Origin of the sequence: Pseudomonas sp. NPDC089406, assembly GCF_044900265.1 — a bacterium.
Lineage (GTDB): Bacteria > Pseudomonadota > Gammaproteobacteria > Pseudomonadales > Pseudomonadaceae > Aquipseudomonas > Aquipseudomonas fakonensis.
Genome location: NZ_JBJDNC010000020.1, coordinates 101417 through 118851 on the forward strand (window position 1 = coordinate 101417; position 17435 = coordinate 118851).

Annotated in this window: 18 protein-coding genes; 3 read left to right on the plus strand and 15 right to left on the minus strand. The window is 59.5% G+C overall.

Annotation, left to right across the window (positions count from 1 at the left end; all coding sequences use genetic code 11):
- Positions 1–63: 63 nt before the first annotated feature.
- The 4 genes from ACI2KK_RS15885 to ACI2KK_RS15900 all read right to left on the minus strand — a co-directional run bounded on the left by ACI2KK_RS15885 (position 64) and on the right by ACI2KK_RS15900 (position 4139).
- Entirely contained in the window at positions 64–321 is a 258-nt protein-coding gene (locus ACI2KK_RS15885) for a hypothetical protein (RefSeq protein ID WP_400620793.1), read from the minus strand.
- Between the two features lie 67 nt (positions 322–388).
- Entirely contained in the window at positions 389–943 is a 555-nt protein-coding gene (locus ACI2KK_RS15890; protein ID WP_400620790.1) for an STY4534 family ICE replication protein, read from the minus strand.
- 752 nt (positions 944–1695) lie between these two features.
- Positions 1696–3669: a DNA topoisomerase III gene (locus ACI2KK_RS15895; RefSeq protein WP_404669589.1), complete on the minus strand. Its 1974-nt coding sequence runs from the start codon at positions 3667–3669 to the stop codon at positions 1696–1698.
- A gap of 125 nt (positions 3670–3794) precedes the next feature.
- Positions 3795–4139 (minus strand): helix-turn-helix domain-containing protein, encoded by a 345-nt coding sequence (locus ACI2KK_RS15900; protein ID WP_400620784.1) that lies wholly within the window; start codon positions 4137–4139, stop codon positions 3795–3797.
- Between the two features lie 137 nt (positions 4140–4276).
- On the opposite strand from ACI2KK_RS15900, the gene ACI2KK_RS15905 reads away from it, so the two are divergent.
- Positions 4277–4504, plus strand: a complete 228-nt coding sequence (locus ACI2KK_RS15905; protein WP_404669590.1) for a hypothetical protein — start codon at positions 4277–4279, stop codon at positions 4502–4504.
- Positions 4505–4598: 94 nt separating this feature from the next.
- On the opposite strand, the gene ACI2KK_RS15910 is transcribed toward ACI2KK_RS15905, so the two are convergent.
- The 9 genes from ACI2KK_RS15910 to ACI2KK_RS15950 all read right to left on the minus strand — a co-directional run bounded on the left by ACI2KK_RS15910 (position 4599) and on the right by ACI2KK_RS15950 (position 11727).
- On the minus strand, positions 4599–5036 hold the full coding sequence (locus tag ACI2KK_RS15910) for a single-stranded DNA-binding protein (RefSeq protein ID WP_400620779.1): 438 nt from the start codon (positions 5034–5036) through the stop codon (positions 4599–4601).
- Positions 5033–5542 carry a DUF3158 family protein gene (locus tag ACI2KK_RS15915; protein WP_400620776.1) on the minus strand — a complete coding sequence of 170 codons (510 nt, stop codon included), beginning with the start codon at positions 5540–5542 and terminating at the stop codon, positions 5033–5035. Before ACI2KK_RS15915 ends, ACI2KK_RS15910 begins: the two co-directional genes overlap by 4 nt.
- Positions 5539–6294, minus strand: a complete 756-nt coding sequence (locus ACI2KK_RS15920) for a PFL_4669 family integrating conjugative element protein (RefSeq protein WP_400620773.1) — start codon at positions 6292–6294, stop codon at positions 5539–5541. The genes ACI2KK_RS15915 and ACI2KK_RS15920 overlap by 4 nt, the downstream gene beginning before the upstream one ends.
- A gap of 151 nt (positions 6295–6445) precedes the next feature.
- Positions 6446–7666 carry an STY4528 family pathogenicity island replication protein gene (locus ACI2KK_RS15925; RefSeq protein ID WP_400620770.1) on the minus strand — a complete coding sequence of 407 codons (1221 nt, stop codon included), beginning with the start codon at positions 7664–7666 and terminating at the stop codon, positions 6446–6448.
- Positions 7660–8211 carry a DUF2857 domain-containing protein gene (locus ACI2KK_RS15930; protein WP_400620767.1) on the minus strand — a complete coding sequence of 184 codons (552 nt, stop codon included), beginning with the start codon at positions 8209–8211 and terminating at the stop codon, positions 7660–7662. Before ACI2KK_RS15930 ends, ACI2KK_RS15925 begins: the two co-directional genes overlap by 7 nt.
- 16 nt (positions 8212–8227) lie before the next feature.
- A complete protein-coding gene (locus tag ACI2KK_RS15935; protein WP_404669591.1) occupies positions 8228–9763 on the minus strand; it encodes a ParB family protein in 1536 nt (511 codons plus the stop codon).
- A gap of 14 nt (positions 9764–9777) precedes the next feature.
- Complete coding sequence (locus ACI2KK_RS15940; RefSeq protein ID WP_404669592.1) at positions 9778–10656, minus strand: ParA family protein; 879 nt, start codon at positions 10654–10656, stop codon at positions 9778–9780.
- A gap of 4 nt (positions 10657–10660) precedes the next feature.
- Positions 10661–10876: an AlpA family transcriptional regulator gene (locus tag ACI2KK_RS15945; protein ID WP_404669593.1), complete on the minus strand. Its 216-nt coding sequence runs from the start codon at positions 10874–10876 to the stop codon at positions 10661–10663.
- 113 nt (positions 10877–10989) lie between these two features.
- Positions 10990–11727, minus strand: a complete 738-nt coding sequence (locus tag ACI2KK_RS15950) for a hypothetical protein (RefSeq protein WP_404669594.1) — start codon at positions 11725–11727, stop codon at positions 10990–10992.
- A 533-nt stretch (positions 11728–12260) separates the two neighbouring features.
- Between ACI2KK_RS15950 and ACI2KK_RS15955 the strand changes: the two genes are divergently transcribed.
- A complete protein-coding gene (locus ACI2KK_RS15955; RefSeq protein ID WP_404669595.1) occupies positions 12261–14354 on the plus strand; it encodes a TonB-dependent receptor in 2094 nt (697 codons plus the stop codon).
- Positions 14355–14531: 177 nt separating this feature from the next.
- Entirely contained in the window at positions 14532–15434 is a 903-nt protein-coding gene (locus ACI2KK_RS15960) for a LysR family transcriptional regulator (protein ID WP_404669596.1), read from the plus strand.
- A gap of 9 nt (positions 15435–15443) precedes the next feature.
- Here ACI2KK_RS15960 and ACI2KK_RS15965 read toward each other — a convergent pair whose 3' ends face one another.
- Both ACI2KK_RS15965 and ACI2KK_RS15970 read right to left on the minus strand, forming a co-directional pair.
- Positions 15444–16385 (minus strand): cupin, encoded by a 942-nt coding sequence (locus ACI2KK_RS15965; protein ID WP_404669597.1) that lies wholly within the window; start codon positions 16383–16385, stop codon positions 15444–15446.
- A 390-nt stretch (positions 16386–16775) separates the two neighbouring features.
- The coding region (locus ACI2KK_RS15970) for a thiamine pyrophosphate-dependent enzyme (RefSeq protein WP_404669598.1) at positions 16776–17435 on the minus strand (660 nt) is incomplete at its 5' end.

Consider the following 17435-nt stretch of genomic DNA (forward strand, 5'->3'; position numbering starts at 1 on the left):
CAATTCCTCGTGGGAGACGGAGCGCCCCCTGGGGGAGTGCCCCAGACTGGTGAGAGAGGTGAGTCACAGACGTGTAAAACGATGACGCGCGCCGTGCAGCGGGCTGTGGCAGCCCTCGCACGGGTGGGTGGAAAAGGCCTGAATGCCTGCGCCAGTGTGCGGATCGAAATCGGCGCTTATGGGCAGTAAGGCCTGCAGTTCGTTGCGCATAAGAGTGATGCGTTGTTCTACTTCAGCCTCGCTGTAGTAGAGCGACAGCGCGCTGAAGTCCTCGTAGGCAACGGCCTGCAGGCAGTCCTCACAGAGCCAGAAGCTTTCCATGGCGACCTCGGACGTGAATGAGCAACAGGCGCTCTTGGGAGCGCCTGTTGCTGGTGGTCAAACTGCCTCAGGCAGACTGATGGGCTGCGGTGGGTTTGCGCGCGGCGGTCGGGGTTGGCTGACCTTGATCGGAGTCACCGTCAGTGTCTGCCTTATCTCCATCCGTCTCCGCGTGCTCAGCACCCTCAGCACCCTCAGCAGCGGGGGCAGCGTCGGTGCGGGCGGGCGCACGGTAGCTGAACTGGCCATCGACCTTGATCCACTCGATGAAGATCAGTCGGCCTTTGAGGCTGGCGCCGGGTTGCCCCTTGCGTTCGCCTTTCTCGTACAGGAACGGATCGACCCAAAGATCGCCGATGCGAAACGCGATGAGTACCTTGCGTTCCGCGCGGACGTCTTCCAGGTGCTCACGGATCAGCCTATCGGCTTCGCCGCTGGCGACCTTGCAATCGAAGCGGGTGTACTCGACGTCATCCGAGGCACCGTGCAAGGCCGCGATGTCACAGGCCATGAACGCTTGTCCACGGCGGACCGGAACTTCGCGAACACGGTTCAGATAACCGATGCCTTGGGTGTGCAGGTTGAAGTAGGTGGTGGGGGCGTTATTGCTTGCAGTAGTCATGGTGGAGCTCCTGTTCAGCAGAAACGCGGATATCCACCGGCCCTGGCGGCTGGTGAGTTCCGCAAGGGAGAGGTGCAAAAACGTGATCGGTGTGGAGGGCGCTCATCATCGATGGGGCGATGACCGTGCGAGCTGCCGAGCGCGAGTCGCACTTGGGGAGAACCACCCGAAGCGGGCGCAGCCTTGAAGGTCCTGGCTGTCTGGGTGCTGTCAACGACAGCGGCGTGCAACTCATCTATAAAACGCTGCCAAAGGCGCGTCAACCGAGGATTGCAGGCGGTCTGAGGGAGCGGAAGTGGGTGGTTCTCAGTGGATTTTGGACGGCGAAAAAATAGCCCGACGGTCATCAGGCTAGGAGGAGAGGGACCACCTTTGACTCGTATCCGGGCAGCCAAGTCATCGCAAACCTCAAGCTGTCGTTCCGCGCAATCAACCGACCCTTGTCGTGGCCTGGATCGGAACCAACTGGCACGCATCCGCGCACAAAAGGTGCCCAGTCTTTCGCCGGCGGGCACCGGGGCTGAGCATCGTCGCCGAAGCGGATGACCCGTGCAGCCTGGTACAAGCTGCACGGGTCATCCGCCTAGAGGACTTGGAACGCTGAGAAGGCCTCCGAAGAAGCGGTGAGGGTGGCTCCGAACTCAATGAGTCTGACCGAACTGCCCGGAGCGAATCGGTCTGGGATCGCCAGGGGCGATGGGCAGTCCCACTACAGCAGCGCCGCCGGTCGACGTCAAGCGTTGGCGCCACCGCTACTTGGATCTGACCGGGCGCTTGCTCGTCTTCACGGGCTTCGTGCCCTTGCAGTCTGGGTAACGCGTGCACCACCAGAAGTCTCCGGTCCGGCCCTTGCGCTGGCGCATGGCACTGCGGCATTCCGGACAGCTTGGGCCCTTCGGGGCGGGCAGTGGCAGCGTGAGCGAGCGGTGGTTGTGCACCAGCTGAGTCAGCCATGCCGCCTGCTTGGCGAGGAAGGTATCGACGCTGAGCTGGCCTGACTCGATACGGTCCAGCGCCTGCTCCCAGAGAGCGGTCAGTACAGGATCGGCGACCTCTCGTGGTACGGCCTCGATCAGCGTGTGCGCGGCGGCGGATGCCGCCAGGCTGCGTCTTTTTTTCTGCAAGTACCCGTGATCGATTAAGCCTTGGATGATCGCCGCGCGGGTGGCTTCGGTACCAATGCCGATACTGTCCTTGAGCTTCTGCTTGAGCCGCGGATCGTCCACCTGGTTGGCAATGGTCTTCATCGCTTTGACCAGGGTGCCTTCGGAAAAGGCTTTCGGGGGTTGGGTCCGCTGAGCGGAGACAATGGCGTCCAGCACCGTGATGTCAGCTCCTTCGCGCAACGTGGGCAGCGGTTGGCTGGGTTCTGGCCGATCGCTGTCACCGAGCTCGTCGATCACGGCTTTCCAGCCGCGCACTTGGATTTGTTTGCCGCGGGCGATCAGACGGTCTTGACCTGCCTGCAGCAGCACTTGGCTCTTCAGGTATTCATGATCCGGGAGGAATTGGGCCAGGTAGCGGGCGCGGATCAGCGAGTAGACGGCGCGCTCCTGCTCGGACAACTGCGCCAGGTCGATGACCACCGCGGTGGGGATGATGCCGTGGTGGGCGGTGATCTTGGTCGTGTTCCAGGCGCGCGAACGTCGTGCTGGGTCAGCCGATTTCAACCACTGCGACAAGGCCGGCGACGCGGCGGCGAGGGCTCGGAGTACCTTGGGTACGTCATCCAGCATGCTTTCGGGCAGGAAGCCGCAGTCGGTTCGTGGGTAGGTTGTGGCCTTATGGTTCTCGTACAACGCCTGCGCTGCGGCCAGTGTTTCTTGAACGCCCAGGCCCAGTTTGGCGGAACAGACTTCCTGCAGGGTGCCCAAGTCAAAGGGCAGGGGCGGACCTTCGCGGACGGCCTCGATGTCGACGTTGCTGACCTGCGCCGAGGCTCGATGCTCCAGTCGTGCGGCGGCTTCCTGCGCGACGGTTTCAGTGATGCAATGACCGCTGTCATCGCAGGCGTTTGCAGGGGGCTGCCAACGTGCGCGAAAGCGCGTGCCGTCGGCCTCCAAGGTGGCTTCAACGGTCCAGAACGGTTTGGCGACAAAGCTGGCGATGGCGCGATCGCGCTCGACCACCAAGCGCAATGTCGGTGTCTGAACGCGGCCCACTGGCAGTATCCCGTCAAAACCGGCACGGCGGCCTAGCAGGGTGAACAGACGACTGAGGTTAATGCCGATCAGCCAGTCGGCGCGGGATCTCGCCAGCGCACAGTGATACAGCGGCAGGGTCTGCTCACCCGGACGAAGCGCGGCCAAGGCCCGGCGGATGGATGCCTCATCCAGGGCAGACAGCCACAAGCGCAGGATCGGTCCGCGGTAATGGCAACGCTCAATGATTTCGCGAGCGATCATCTCGCCTTCGCGATCGGCGTCTGTGGCGATTACCACCTCGGAGCATGACTGCAGCAGGCCCTGGATAACCTTCAACTGCTTGGCCACCTTCGGTTTGACGACGACTTGCCACTGCCCGGGGATGATGGGCAGGTCCTCTAAGGTCCAGCGCTTGTAACGGTCGCCATAGCTTTCCGGTGGCGCGGTCTCCAGCAGATGGCCAACGCACCAGGTCACCATCACTCCCGACCCCGCCAGGCGGCCGTCGCCGCGCCGCGTGGCTTGGAGCACGCGAGCGATATCGCGTGCTTGCGAAGGTTTTTCACAGATGAACAGACGCATGAGCAGGCACTCCCAGTCGGTTCACAACAGCGTGCCGGGGTGGGAAGGGGAGGCTAGCGGAAAGCCGAATGGGCGCTAATCACTTCAGCGATTGGCCGGAGGGGAACGTGATTGGAGTACGCGGATCAGCGCCGGGCGAGGTGTGTGGCCAGTTGCCGCAAGTTTTCCACGGCATACAGCCGATCGGCTTCATTCAGGTCTTGCAGCAGCTCAGCGATCACCAGCCCTTGATCGAGAGGCCGGCTGCTCGCGGCCAGCAACAGTTCGTCTGCCGTGCATTGGTAGATGTCCGCCAACCGCAGCAGCTTGCTTACTGACAGGTCGACCTGACCCCGCTCCATACGGGAAATGGCCTCGCTGGTTACGTGCAGCTGCACGCCCACTTCTTCCTGCGTCAGATTGCAGGCAGTGCGGACCTTGGCCAATTGGCGGCCAATATGATGGCGTAGGCTAGGCTTCTTCGCGGGCAATGGGGCGTTCTCCAATTCGACCCATATGGTTGACCATCAACCCGCGCATATGAACGCCTCATAAGGTTGACTATCAACCTTATGAGGCGTATCACCCCAATAAAGTGCAGTTGCCAACTCTCGTGGAGGGTAGGGACATGAACGAAAGCAAGGACGGTGGGGCCGAGGCTCTGCAGTTGAAGGCGTACCAGTTGTTGCTGGCCACGCACCTGGAGCCGGACAACCCTGACGCTCGCACCCGGCTTGAGGTATGGCTGCGCGAAAGTCCCGAACACTGGCGCGCGTTCCGCGCTTTGGATGAACATCTGGAGCAGGCCTCGTTGCTGCTGGCCCACTGCAGACTGGCCTCATCATCGCGCCACTGAGCGACCCCCGGCGGCGTGTCCCGCGCTCGGTGGGTGGCCGTGCTGAATCAGCTGCACGCTGGCTCGGCCAGTCCACCGAGTACCACAAGACACCCTACTTGCGTGGGCTCTTCTTGCTCGCGGGTTTACGACTAGTGCTGGCGCCGTCGCCTTTGCCGCCGTCCTGGTTCTTCCCGCGCATGGTCACTGACGCCAGACGGTGGGGCAGGATGCCAATGCGCCGGGCCTCGACCTTGAACGTCACCCGCGCGTTGTCCTCGCTGTCCTCCCACTCCTCTTTGACCGTACGGCCCTCGACCAGGATGCGCATGCCCTTCTGGAAGAGCGTGCTCCAGTGCTCGGCATCGCGGTGCCAGAGTTCGACCGGGGCCCAGTAACCGCCACGGTCCTCGTAGTTGCCGTCACGCGGTACAGGGTTGTCGAAATACACATTGAGCCGCAGCAGGCGACGCGGTTCTTCAGGGTTGGTGTTGAACTCCTGAAACTCGGGAACGCTGCCGATGTTGCCTTCGCCAACAAATAACGTGCTCATGGGATTGACTCCGGGTTGGGGGAAACGGAACTGCCGAGGGCGACCTCGGCGTCGAGTAACTGGTGGGCGGACGCCGAAGCCTGGCGGTGCAGTGAGTGCAGGCTGCTCATTTGTAGGTTCAGCACCACGCGGTTGACCTCCAACTGGTGCAGTGCCTCGCGCACGGTAGGTGCGAGGTGCGGCTGCTCCATCGCCTGCTTCCACACCTCGACGCCCATGCGACTGAAGTCACGGCTGCGCCAGCGCAGAAAATCCGTCCCGGCTGCGCTGTGCTGCACCACCAAACGCAGGTCCAGCAGCGAGAAGGGCGGCTGCGCCACGATCGCCAGCATGCCCGCCATCAACCCTGAGACCTGGGTACGCAGGCGCAGGATCGATTCGGCGAACTGCTGCAGCTCCCCCTTACCCTTAAAAGGCTTTAAAAGGCCTTTTAGGGAGGCACCCTGTTCGAGCTGACGATAGGCATCCGTTGAAAGGCGCCGCGCGATGGCTTCGGCCAGGGTCATACGTCACCGCCTTCCAACGCGGGCGGCGGGATCAGGGGCTCGTCGGCGATCTCAGCCGCTGCTGTGGCCAGACTTGCGTCCATCGTTTGGCGCAGAATGGGCGGGGCGAACCGAGAGCGGCGCGTGCCCTCGAGGACGTCTTGCGGGGGTAAGCCGAACTTTTCGACGGCCTCACGCGCCCGGGCGCTGTTGGCAGCCACGTCGTCGCGGCTGACGCCGGCCAGGCGGTAGCGCTGGGCCAGGCCGAAAACGCTGCGCAGCAGGTGCGCGCCGCGGTCGATCCAGATCTCCATGTCGCCACGGCCAACCAAGGCGGTGTGATGCGCCAGCAGTACCCGTCGCACCAACGTGTCGTAATCGGTCAGCAGGTAGACGGCGAGAAAGCCCAGCTGGCTGCCGATGAACAGCGGCAGGGTCACCGGATGGATATTGAGGTTGTCGCCGACATCGACCTGAGTGGGGAGATCGCGCTCCACCAGGCTGACCTGTTCGGTCAACGTCTGCAGATCAGTCTTCGCCTGCAGCAGCTTGTCTTCGAGTTGCAGCATGAACCAGTCGGCGAAGGGATCGTCCTGGCTGCTGGCCTGCTTGAGCAGGTTGGTCACGCTGATATAGCCGGCCATGCCAAGGATGCCATGAACGCCCTCGCGGGCGGCTCGTCCCTGCCACAGTCGAGCGGCATGGTGGGTGTGCAGGGTGAGCGTGATGCTGCTGCGCAATGAGCCCAGATTGAGCTGGTAGTGATCGACCATCGCCGGATCCTCGCCGTTGAAGTGAGGCAGACGATGAGCTGTGTCATCGCCCTCGGCGTGAATCAACGCGAAGGTGCTGAGCTCGCATTTTTAAAGAGTGGACGTCCGTGGATTTGATCACACTAGGCATCAAAGCCACTGCGTTCCAGCGCTAGGTCGATGCAGCGGGGACGCGGCAACGCAGTTTGAGTTCTTCCAGGCAGGCGAGGGCAAGTGGCGAGGCGATTCGTTGCTCGCCGGGCTGTCGGCGTTCGCGAGGTGGTTCAGGTTCCGGCGCCGCAGTCGGCGGCCGCCGCGGTGTGTGCGCTGGGGCAGTCGTATCGCTGCGTGCGGCCCACAGGTTGAACTCGCCGCGGCACGCCCGCTTGATCAACCCCATCAGATAGGCGACCGGTTTTCGGATCTCGCCGCGAGCGCACCGCACCGCCGCCTCGTTGATTACCGCTTGTTGCTGTTCCGGCTCGAGCGGGCGCATCGCCTGGGAGGCCATGCGCCGCTCGGCAGGGCTCAGTTTGAGATCCTCTGGCCAGCGTGCTCGTCCGAACTCCACGTGCGCCAGTACTGTACTTTTTTTGCTTTTGTCTTTCTGTACTGTACGGCCATTGTCGGCATTCCGAACGGCAGCGGAAATCGGAGGTTTGCCGCAGGATTCGGAATCCCTTGCCGGCGCCGGGAGATTCCGAACCGGGTGGCATTCACCGCGTTCGGAATCTGCCGCCTCGTGGTTGGTCAGCGGCAGTGAGTGTTGCTCCGCCACGGCGGGGGGCGTAGCAAGGAAGGCTTTGTCGGAGGTCGCGACCTTGGAGTCGGCCTGGATGTCCGCGATCACATGCTCGGTGACATCCCTGACGCCCTTGGTGGCATGGGTGATGTTCTGCAGCAGCAGTGATCGGTAGCCACTGTCGAGCTCGAGCTGCTCGGCCGCCGTCAACGGATCTCCGTGCAGCACATAGACGCAGCCGCGCAGACAGCCATGTGCATCCCGCGAACGCTCGACCAGACTGAGCCAGCGGGTGGTGCGCAAGACATTGAGCGCCCGAGCGATCGTTTCCCGGGAGGCCTGGGTGCCGCAGGGGCTGGTGGCCAGGTAGGGCTGAAGGTCTTGATAGCGCGGTGTCTGCACCCTGCGCTCGGTGATCAGCCAGCGCAGCACCTGCCAGGTGTTGCGCTCCAGGGGCGTGAGGCGGCGGTCGAGCAACAGCTTCATCGGCAGTGGATCGTTATCGCCATAGTAGATCGTGCGGATCGGTGCCTCCGCAGCAGCGGCCTCTGCCAGTTTTGCCTGGGCGGCCTGCCATTCCAAGCGCCGCCGAAGTGCGTCGTAGCACTGACGCACGACGTCCTGCCAGTCGACCTCATAGAAGCTCAGCATGGAGCACCTCCGTACAATTCGATCTGTTGCCAGATCAGCGTCAGGCTGATGTGCTGCTCTTCGGCGAGCATCATCATTGCGTCGAGTGGATCATTCTCCGGGTCTTCCTCGCGCAATTGGCTCCAGCGATTCCACACCGCATGTTCCTGCGCCTCGGTGAGTTGTACCGGTCGACCGCGGTGGGTTTCGATCTTCAGTATTCGGCGGCGCAGGGCGGTTTCCGAATGGTCCAGGCCGAAGCAGCGATACATGATGCTGGAGCTGGCGCCGAGCTTCAGCGCTCGGTTGATCAGTCGCTCGTTCAGTTCGTCCCGCTCGGCCTGGGCGATGAGCCGTCTCAATACAGTGGTGTCGACCTTGATCTCGACCCAACTGATCGTAGAGTGGGCCAGCTGCGACAGTGTGGTCGGCGGCAGCGACTGCAGCACCTCAATGTCCTCATCCGCCAGGCCGAGCGCTTTGCAGCGTTGCAAACGCCCGTGGCGCAGCTCATGCAGCACCTGATTCAACATGGCATGATTCAGCAGGTTGAAAGTCGTGGTCATGAGGTGGCTCCTCACGTTATCGGAGAGTCGACAGCGTGGTATCGATCAGCTGTCGTGCATGGCGTATCAGGGCAAACAGTTGCTCCAGCTGCTCGTCTGGCAAGCGCTCAAGGCCAATGGTCAGGGCAGGGCGCTCGGCAAACGGCAGGTCGTACGCGCCAATCAGCAACTGCCCAAACAGAGCGGCAGGCAACTGCTGACGTTGCACCCAGGCCACGTCATCCTGCAGGCGCAACAGCGCCGAGAGCACCAGCTGAATGCCCGTACGTCGAGGGGTGAGGGGGGAGTACTGGTCCAGGGCGAGGATGAAACCGAGACCCTCTGATTGCCGAAGCACCAAGTCGTTGGCATCGGCGTAAACCGCCAGGTCCTGCGCCAGCTCGGCACAGGCTTCCCGCAGGCCGTCGATGTCATCGATACGTTCAATTCCGGTGTTCGGCGGCCCCGTGATGCTTCGGTCTGAACCATCGACCTCAGGTGGTTGGGTCCCGGACGATTGGGTTTCAAGCGCCTGCAGGATATGCGGTAGCCGAGGTTCCGGGTTGGGGGTGACCTCAACGCTGGTCACGCCCGGATTACAGTTCGGGGTCTCGGGAATTTGCGCTGGTTCGATAACCTGCTCCCCTGATTGTGCACGGCTGGGGCTCGCGTCTTGTTTAGATAAGCTCGGAATTGGCGGTGCCGGGTTCGGCAGCGCGCGACGGTCCTGATGGATGTCCAGCGCCAGGACTCGCGGCGATTGGTTCAGGTACAGAGCCATCTTGGCGATGAGCTCATCCTGCACATCGCTGGCATCCAGCTCGGGTTTCTCGTCATCGAAGGTGGACAGCACCTCCATCCAGAGCAGCGCAAACTGCTGGCGATCACCGAAATACTGATTCCAGGTAGACTCTGCTCGGCGTCGAAGGGTAATCACGCGCTCGATATTGGGTTTGCCGAGGCCTGCATACAGCACTTGGGGAATGGAGGGCAGGAGAAACTCGAGTGCATCGAACATGCGGCTGATATGCGATTGGGAGACGGGATAGCCACCCTTGCTCAAGCGTGTAGCGAGCTCACGCTGGCTGAGGGCCTCGCCGGGCTCCTGCAGCATGTCCAACAGCTTCGCGACCGCCAGCGCCCGCTCGATAAACGTCAGTTGTCCATGCAGATCGCTTTCTGCCAAGTGCCCGAGCAGGGCATGCGATTCGGATTGCCAGGGGCGGAACAGGCAATTGAGACGAAAGAAACGTTCCTCACGGGTTTCCTGCCATAATTCGCCGAGGATGCTCAGGCGAGTGTTGCCGCCATTACGAATGATGAAGTGCTGCTCGTTGGGCCGGCGTGTGATGGACGGCGGATGGTCAAGGCCACGTTCGCGAATGGAGGCCTTGAGCTCGTCGTACAGCGGGTTGCGCACTACACGAGGATTCAGTTCGTAGGGCCGCAATTGCTCCAGCGTTACGACCATTGCCGTTTCACTGACCGGGTTGGCCGGCTGTTCTCGGCTCCTCTGCGGGAAGTGCGCCTGCTGCAGTTGTCGGGTGACGTCTTCGGAGGTTGGCGGTTTCATCTCGCATCCTCCGATCAGCTACGCCCAGCCAGTCGACTGCTGTTGGCATGTGCTAGCTGGCGGCTGTTGACCGTCGCCAGGCAGAGCTTGTCCGCCCACTCGGGAAACAGCTCGATGGCTAAGCTGGTCATGACGGCCGCAGCGCAACGGCTTCGGCTGCCGGCTGGAGGCGTGGCTTCGACACGGTGCACTGGCAAGCCCAGCGACGCTGCGTTGAGGTATGCGACTCGGTCCGGAATGACCGTGTCGCAGACGCTGACATGCGGATCACCTTCAAAGGTGGTCTGCAGGCTCTGCATGATCAGGCGGGTGTCGCGGCGGTTGGCATTGACCTGGTTGAGCAGCAGCTTTACCGACGGTAGAGCCACGCCCAGATACCGATAGGGCTTCAGTTCTTCGAACAGCCCCAGCGTCCCACGCCGGAGTTCGCGCGCGGCGAGCATCTCCGGGGGGAGAGGACACAAGGCGCAATCGGAAGCCAGCACGGCCATCTCCACCACTACGCTGCGGGCACCTTGGGTATCTACGATCATTACATCGAACTGGTCGGCGAACGCCGGCAGCAGATTGCGCAGGCGCAGGCGGCCATCGGCGGCATGCAGTAACAGGGTGCTCAAGTGACCCGCTCGGTCGTTGGACACAATGAGCGACAGGCGCGGAATGACCGTAGCCGTGACGATCTGCTGTGCGTCCGTGAGCCCTTCGGTGATCAGCTCGTAGCACCCGACCTCACGCGGTAAATTCAAGGCGTAATAGCTGGACAGCGTCGGCTGACTGTCCAGGTCCAACATCAACACCCGGAGCCCCGCATCGGCCAGCAGGCCGCTGAGGTTGGCGGCGACCGTGGTCTTGCCTGCGCCGCCCTTGGTCGAGATCAACGAGAAGACTTTCATGATCTCAATCCCCCGTGGAGAGACGGTCTTTCACCCACTGCTCGATTTCGAGCGAATCCCAGCCCACAGCGCGCGTGCCGATACGCCGGCACTGAGGAAACAGGCCGGCTTTCATCAAGTTGTAGATGTGTGAACGTTTGAAGCCGGTTTTCTGCTCCACCTCATCTCGCCGCATGATGTGGCGGTCGGCGGAAGTGGAGGTAGGGGCTGTCGGTTGCATGATGTCACTCCTTAGCACCGGATGGCGCGTGGTGGGATGTGACATTCAGTCAACAACTGGAATCGATAGAAGTCATTGCCAGGCAATCGCTCGGATTGCCTGGCAATCGCGGCTCATGCCCGCCCGGCTTGAGCGAAACGACGTCGTGCTTCCGCAAATTTCCGATCAAGGGTGCGTTTGCTCAACCCTGGGACATCCGGGAACAGCATCGTGATGGCGTCAACGATTGCTGCCTGATTACCGAAGATAGATCGAGGCTGACCCTTCTCCGTTTTGCCCAACATGAGAGCGAGCAGGGCCCCGACGATCACGTACAGCAGCATAGGGGCATTTTCAGGCATGGCCCCAGACTTTGACTTGAACCCTGGGGCCTTGGTTGGATCGTCGAGCTCAGGTGACTCCTGGTTGCAGAGTGCCGAATGCGTTCGATGGAGGCTTTCGAGCTCTCGCAGCAAGACATCTCGATCCGCTTGGAGTGCGAGATGCACGCCCAGGCTCACGCAAAGAGAATGATCACTCTCCCGGGAAAACAGAAATGCCGGCTTTTCGTGCGGATAGGTGCGGGCAAACCAACCGTACAGATCTGGATGGCGAATAGACCAGTAGGCGCGCTGCACAGGATCATCCAGCCCAATGGGGCCTCCCAAATAGGTTGCCGGTAATTCCCCATAGATGATCGCGTCGCAGATGCGCTCGGCGTAAAGGTGGAGCGTAGGCCATTGGGGAAAGTGCTTGAGCAAGCCGCCAGGATCAGACAGCTCTACTTGCAAGATCTCGGCTTCGTGGTCGGCGAGATCACACCAGAGAATTGCCGCATCAATGGGATGGTAGGAGCTTCTAAATGAGACCATGGTGACAGCCTCCTGCTGAACACTTCCTTTTCGCTGCGTTGCCCTTGCGGCACCTCTTCAGCGAACCAGATCCCTAATTTTTTGGATCCAAAGATGGTGACAGCACCATCGAAGCATCGTTCCTAGGACGTAAGCTCATCCGCGACAGGTTTCGACGTGATAGTGCGAAGCGTTGCTTTGGTCGTGTGAATGTTCCACTGCTCCAGCCACACAAAAAAGGCATGGTTTTTGTGTTTATATTTACATTTAGCACAATCCAGGTTCGGCATGGAGAGGTGGGTTGCTATACCTTGTTTGACGGATTAGTCAGCTTTGGTTGATTTTTAGTGCCATAAGTAACTGAAATAAATGGATTTTTATTGTGTCTTGCATTTTTGTGTTAGGTCGGGTTGGTCACCTGAATGAGAAATGCAAACCTATCAGACTGTTTTTTTCTTGAAACTAAGATCAATTCTCATTAAATTCTCGCTCCGTCGAAGGGGCGTTGCTGCCTGGTCCTTCGGTGCGGACGGTAGGCAGCCCGAGAAAAGAGAATGAACAGAACGGCCTTTGTTGCAGTGATCAGCATGTGCGGTAGCTCGATAATGGGCGGCGCGCAGGCGAGTGAGCAAGGGCAGCTGACCTTGCCTTCCACAGAAATTTCCGCAGAACAAGCTAGACAGCCATACCGCTCAACCACCGCCGTCACGGCTACCAAAACGGACATTCCGCTCAAGGATGTGCCACAAACCGTCGATGTTGTGCCGGCGGAGCTGATCAAAGACCGCAACATTACGACATTGCAGGGCGCCCTCAAGAATGTCCCTGGTGTTTCTCAGGACGCAGGTGATGGCCAGCGGGATCAGTTTGTGATTCGCGGCTTTTCGGCGCTGAATGACATGTACCTGGATGGCATGCGTGATGACGCCTATTACTTCCGGGACCTGTCCAATATCGATAGGGTCGAGGTCCTCAAGGGGCCTTCTTCTGTGCTTTATGGGCGCGGATCGTCAGGAGGGCTGATCAACCGAGTGACGAAAAAACCTGAGGCTAACCCTGTCCAGCAGCTCAGCATAATGGGCTCAACTGAAGGGCAGCGCCGAACTGAAATGGATCTGGGGGGGGGCAACGAAGACGATTCCATTCGTGTCAGGCTCACAGGCGCCCTGGAGGATTCTGATGGTTTCCGTGATCGGTATTTTCTTGAGCGGCAGGCCTTCGCGCCTTCTATCCAGTTCAACATCGATCCAGATACAACCTTGACATTGCAAGCTGATTATCTCCACGACAAACGCTTGGCAGACACAGGTCTTCCCGCTTATGGCGATCATCCGGTGGATGCTGATATCGACACGTATTACGGGTCGCGTGATGCGAAAGGCCAGAACTACGTGGAGACGACGGTGAAGGGCTCGACGATCACCCTTGATCGTACATTGAGTGATTCTCTCAGCCTGCATAGTGCTTTGCGGGCATACGATTCTGACGTGACCCGGAAGTACGTGACATTCGGTACTGTCAACACGACGACAAACAAGGTCAGTATCAACCGCGCTGCGCGTTACAAGGAAGAACACGGGGTATTTTGGCAGAATGAACTGAAGCATATGTTCGAGACCGGCCCGTTCAGTCATGAGGCGCTCTACGGTATCGAGGTCGGCTACCAAGATCGGAAGGATAAAGGCCTGACGCTTCGCAACGTCGCCACCTACGATGTGTTCAATCCGCAGTTGATCGACTTCCCGGAGATTCCTGGCTCCACGGCGGCCAACCCGGACGCTGATACCCATATCTCGATTGCCGGCTTATATCTTCAGGACCTCATCACAATCACCCCTCAGTGGAAGCTGATGATGGGCGGACGCTTCGATCGCCTGGCGACGAAGCGTAGTGATGATGGCACCGCTGATATGGACTTGGAACGCACGGACAACACGTTCAGTCCCCGCATTGGCCTTGTTTATGAGCCGACGGACTGGGTGTCGCTTTATGCCACCTACAGCCGGTCCTTCCAGCCAATGGCTGATAATGGAGAATTGCGCCGAAACAGCGATGAATTGGACCCTGAGGAGACCGTCAACAAAGAGGTCGGCGCTAAGTTCGACATCAACGAAAAGTTCTCGGCGACGGTATCGGTGTTCGACATGACCCGAACTGGCATCTTGATGGACGATCCAACAGACACTCGTTTCTCCCTGGACGCCGGTACACAGCGCACCCGCGGTGTTGAACTCTCCATCAATGGCGATCTTGGAAATGGCTGGTCGACTTATGCAGGTTACGCATGGTTGAAGGGTGAAATGATTGATTCACCGGTCGAAGCCATTGTCGGTAATACGAGCCCCCTTACCCCAAAAAGCAGCGCGAGTGTCTGGTTGAAGAAAGAGCTGGGGGCCGGCTTCTATGTCGCTGGGGGCGGGCGATACGAAGGAGAGCGATTCACCTCTCCAAACAATAAGGTGTCGCTTGGCTCGTACACCACGGCTGAACTGGCAGGCGGATATCGTAGCGAGCATTACGACGTGACTCTCAATGTTGATAATCTATTCAACCGCGAGTATTTCGTCTCTGCCAAGGCTGGCAGCGATAATTCAAACTACCCAGGGGCCCCCCGCAGCGCGAGCCTCCGAGTGGATTATCGTTTCTAAGTCGAATGATGTAATTGGTTGACCTGGGCTCTAGTGACCGGGCAATCAGCAGTCGCCCGTGTGGCCTGGTCGGCAAATCATCTGTCAGTCAGGCCTAGCGGTTTTACCGTAACACTTTGTAATATGACCATGCGATGGGCCATGGAGGCGTGACAAGGCGAGGGCGGAGGTACACTGTTGGACTACTTCAATGCGTTGAACGCTTTCGTAGAGGCAGCACGTTTCAATAATTTTTCTCGTGCGGCCGAGGAGTTGGAAGTCAAGGCTTCAACCGTGTCTCGCTATATCAGTGACCTTGAAGCCGACCTTGGCATTGCGCTCTTCAACCGCTCAACCCGCTCGCTGAAGCTGACAGAGGGCGGTCGTACCTTTCTTACGCATGCTCGGCGGGTGCTGGAAGAATTGGAGATTGCGCGAGCGGCTGCATCCTCACTGAACGACGCGCCTCGTGGAGTGCTCCAGCTCAACGTCCCACCTGCTTTCGCACGACACCATATTGTGCCGGCCCTAGGACAGTTCCGAGAGCAATTTCCGCAAATTCAGGTGGATTTGACGTGTGACGATAGTCAGGTCAATCTCATCGATGCCGGAGCAGATCTTGCGATCAGGATCGGATCTCTACCGGACTCTTCATTAAAAGCTAGAAAAATCGCGGACGAGCAGTGGGTGCTGTGTGCTGCAGCCTCCTGCGATAGTGGGAATGTGCCGCTGCACCCCAGAGATCTGAAAAATGTGGGTTTTATCTGTGGCAAGGCGCAGCTCAATCTGAATTGGCGCCTGGGCGATGATGCGTTGACCCAAAGTCAGGTTGTGTCGCTCAGAATCAATGACCTAGAGGCGCAGCTGATAGCCGTTGTAGAAGGGCTAGGAGTCGCTCTGCTGCCCACCTGGCTGGCACATGCACCTTTATGCCGGGGTGAACTGGTGCGTTGGCTTCCGGAATGGGAGTGCCAACCTGATGGGGGCAGGAGCTCGTTGTGGTTCATCTACCCGCCAAAGCGAATAGTTTCCTCGAAGGTGCGCTCGTTCATTGATTTCATGGTCGGGCGTATTGGTCATTCTCCCTATTGGCGGATGTGATCCTCGCGATCAGCTGAAGCGGATATCCAGCGCTCTCAGCCAAGTCTGCAGGCCCGCATCTTGGATAGGGATGAGGAAGGCTTCTTGACTCGATTCGTTGAAGTGCGCATGCCAATAACCTGGAGGGGTAACGAACGCTAAACCTGGATTCCAGTCGATGCGGGTAGGGTTGACGATGTTCCCCGCGTCGTCGATTTGGGGCCCTACGAGGCTGTAGCACCCGGGCGGGCAGTCTACAATAAAGTCCAGTGCAATCGACTGGTGCCTGTGTGGTTTTTGTACTGCACCTGCCGGAACCAAGCCGTACATTGCCCACAGCACATGGGTAACCGTGCGCGTCTGCGGAAAGTTTCGGTTACCGAGAAGGATGCTTATTCGGCTGCGATCGCTTGACCGCGGATCTGCGGCAGCTTCACGCAGGTAGGCATTTGCCTCTTCTCCTGTGTACAGCGTCGGCACAAAGCGGTCAACACGTTGCTCAACGCCGAGATAACGCAGTAGCGGCTCGTCGTGCACGTAGTAGAATTGGCAATCGGAAGCTGCTTTCAGCTTGGTCGTGTGGGTGGCCGGCAGCGCTATGAAACAGCCTTTGCTCCAGTTAAACGTGGTCTGGTCATAGGTGAGATGCCCTTCGCCCGTGATCACAAACAGAACCTGAGAAGTCGCATTCGGTGAAAGGTGCAGCGTATCTCCAGCAACCAAACGGATGAAGTTCGCGCAAAGTCCTGGGCCTGTGGCTGGACCAATGCAACCCAGGTCTTCGCTCAAATCGAGAGGCACGATTCTCGATTCACCGTCCTGATGAAGAGAGGCAGGAAATGTCCGGTAAGGGATTCTAGAGATGAGCTTTGACCCGATTGGGTTGGCAGCTTTGCTGTACTCAAAGAACTCTGCATCCGCTTGGTAAGAAGGGATGGGTGATTCGATTTGCTCATGGATGGGGCTGTTCACGGTAGGACCTCTCTTCTGAAAATGTCGTATTGCGAGGACCAATGTAAGAACTGAATGTACTTGGATTAAGACCCCTGCCCGCACAGGTGTTGTGTCAGTGGGGGATGTAAGGGGCATTCTGAGCAACGCAGAGAAAATTTGGCAAATGTCGCGAGAACGCGTTCTGGCCTTCAGGACCACAGAGCTAGGAAATCAGCGCCTCGGCTTGGTGAGCGAACCTGCAGTTCCGAAGAAATAAATGGGCGCCTGCCTACGCTAGTTATCTAAAGAGCAAAAAAGCCCGCGAATGCGGGCTTTTTGTTGACCAATGCATCTCAGGCTTGGGCTTTTGCCAGTCACCGTTTGAGAAACCTCTAGCAATCTTGACAACCTACAGGCCATCTAATCGCCTTAAATGCCCATCGAGCGTTCGCGAAGATCCATGTTCAAAATCCGATCGTTCTCGCTGTAGTCGACCGGGCAGTCGATCACGTGCACGCCTGGAGTCTTGATGCAGTGCTCGAGCAGCGGCAGGAAGGCTTCGGCGCTTTCCACGCGGTGGCCATTGGCACCGTAGGCTTCGGCGTATTTGACGAAGTCCGGGTTGCCGTAGTCCAGGCCGAAATCGGTGAAGCCCATGTTGGCCTGTTTCCAGCGGATCATGCCATAGCCATCGTCACGCAGGATCACCACGGTGATGTGCATGCCTAAGCGCACTGCGGTTTCCAGTTCCTGGCTGTTCATCATGAAGCCGCCGTCGCCGCACACCGAGATCACTGGGCGATCCGGGTAGACCAGGTGCGCCGCCATCGCCGATGGCAGGCCAGCGCCCATGGTCGCCAGGGCGTTGTCGAGCAGCACGGTGTTCGGCTTGTGCGCTTTGTAGTTGCGCGCGAACCAGATCTTGTAGAAGCCGTTGTCCAGGGCGACGATGCCTTCGGACGGCAGCACGCGACGGATGTCGGCGACCAGGCGCTGCGGGTAGACCGGGAAGCGGTTGTCGTCGGCGCCTTCGACGATTTGCGCTTCGTTGGCTTCACGGATCGCCATCAGTCGGGTGAAGTCCCAGTG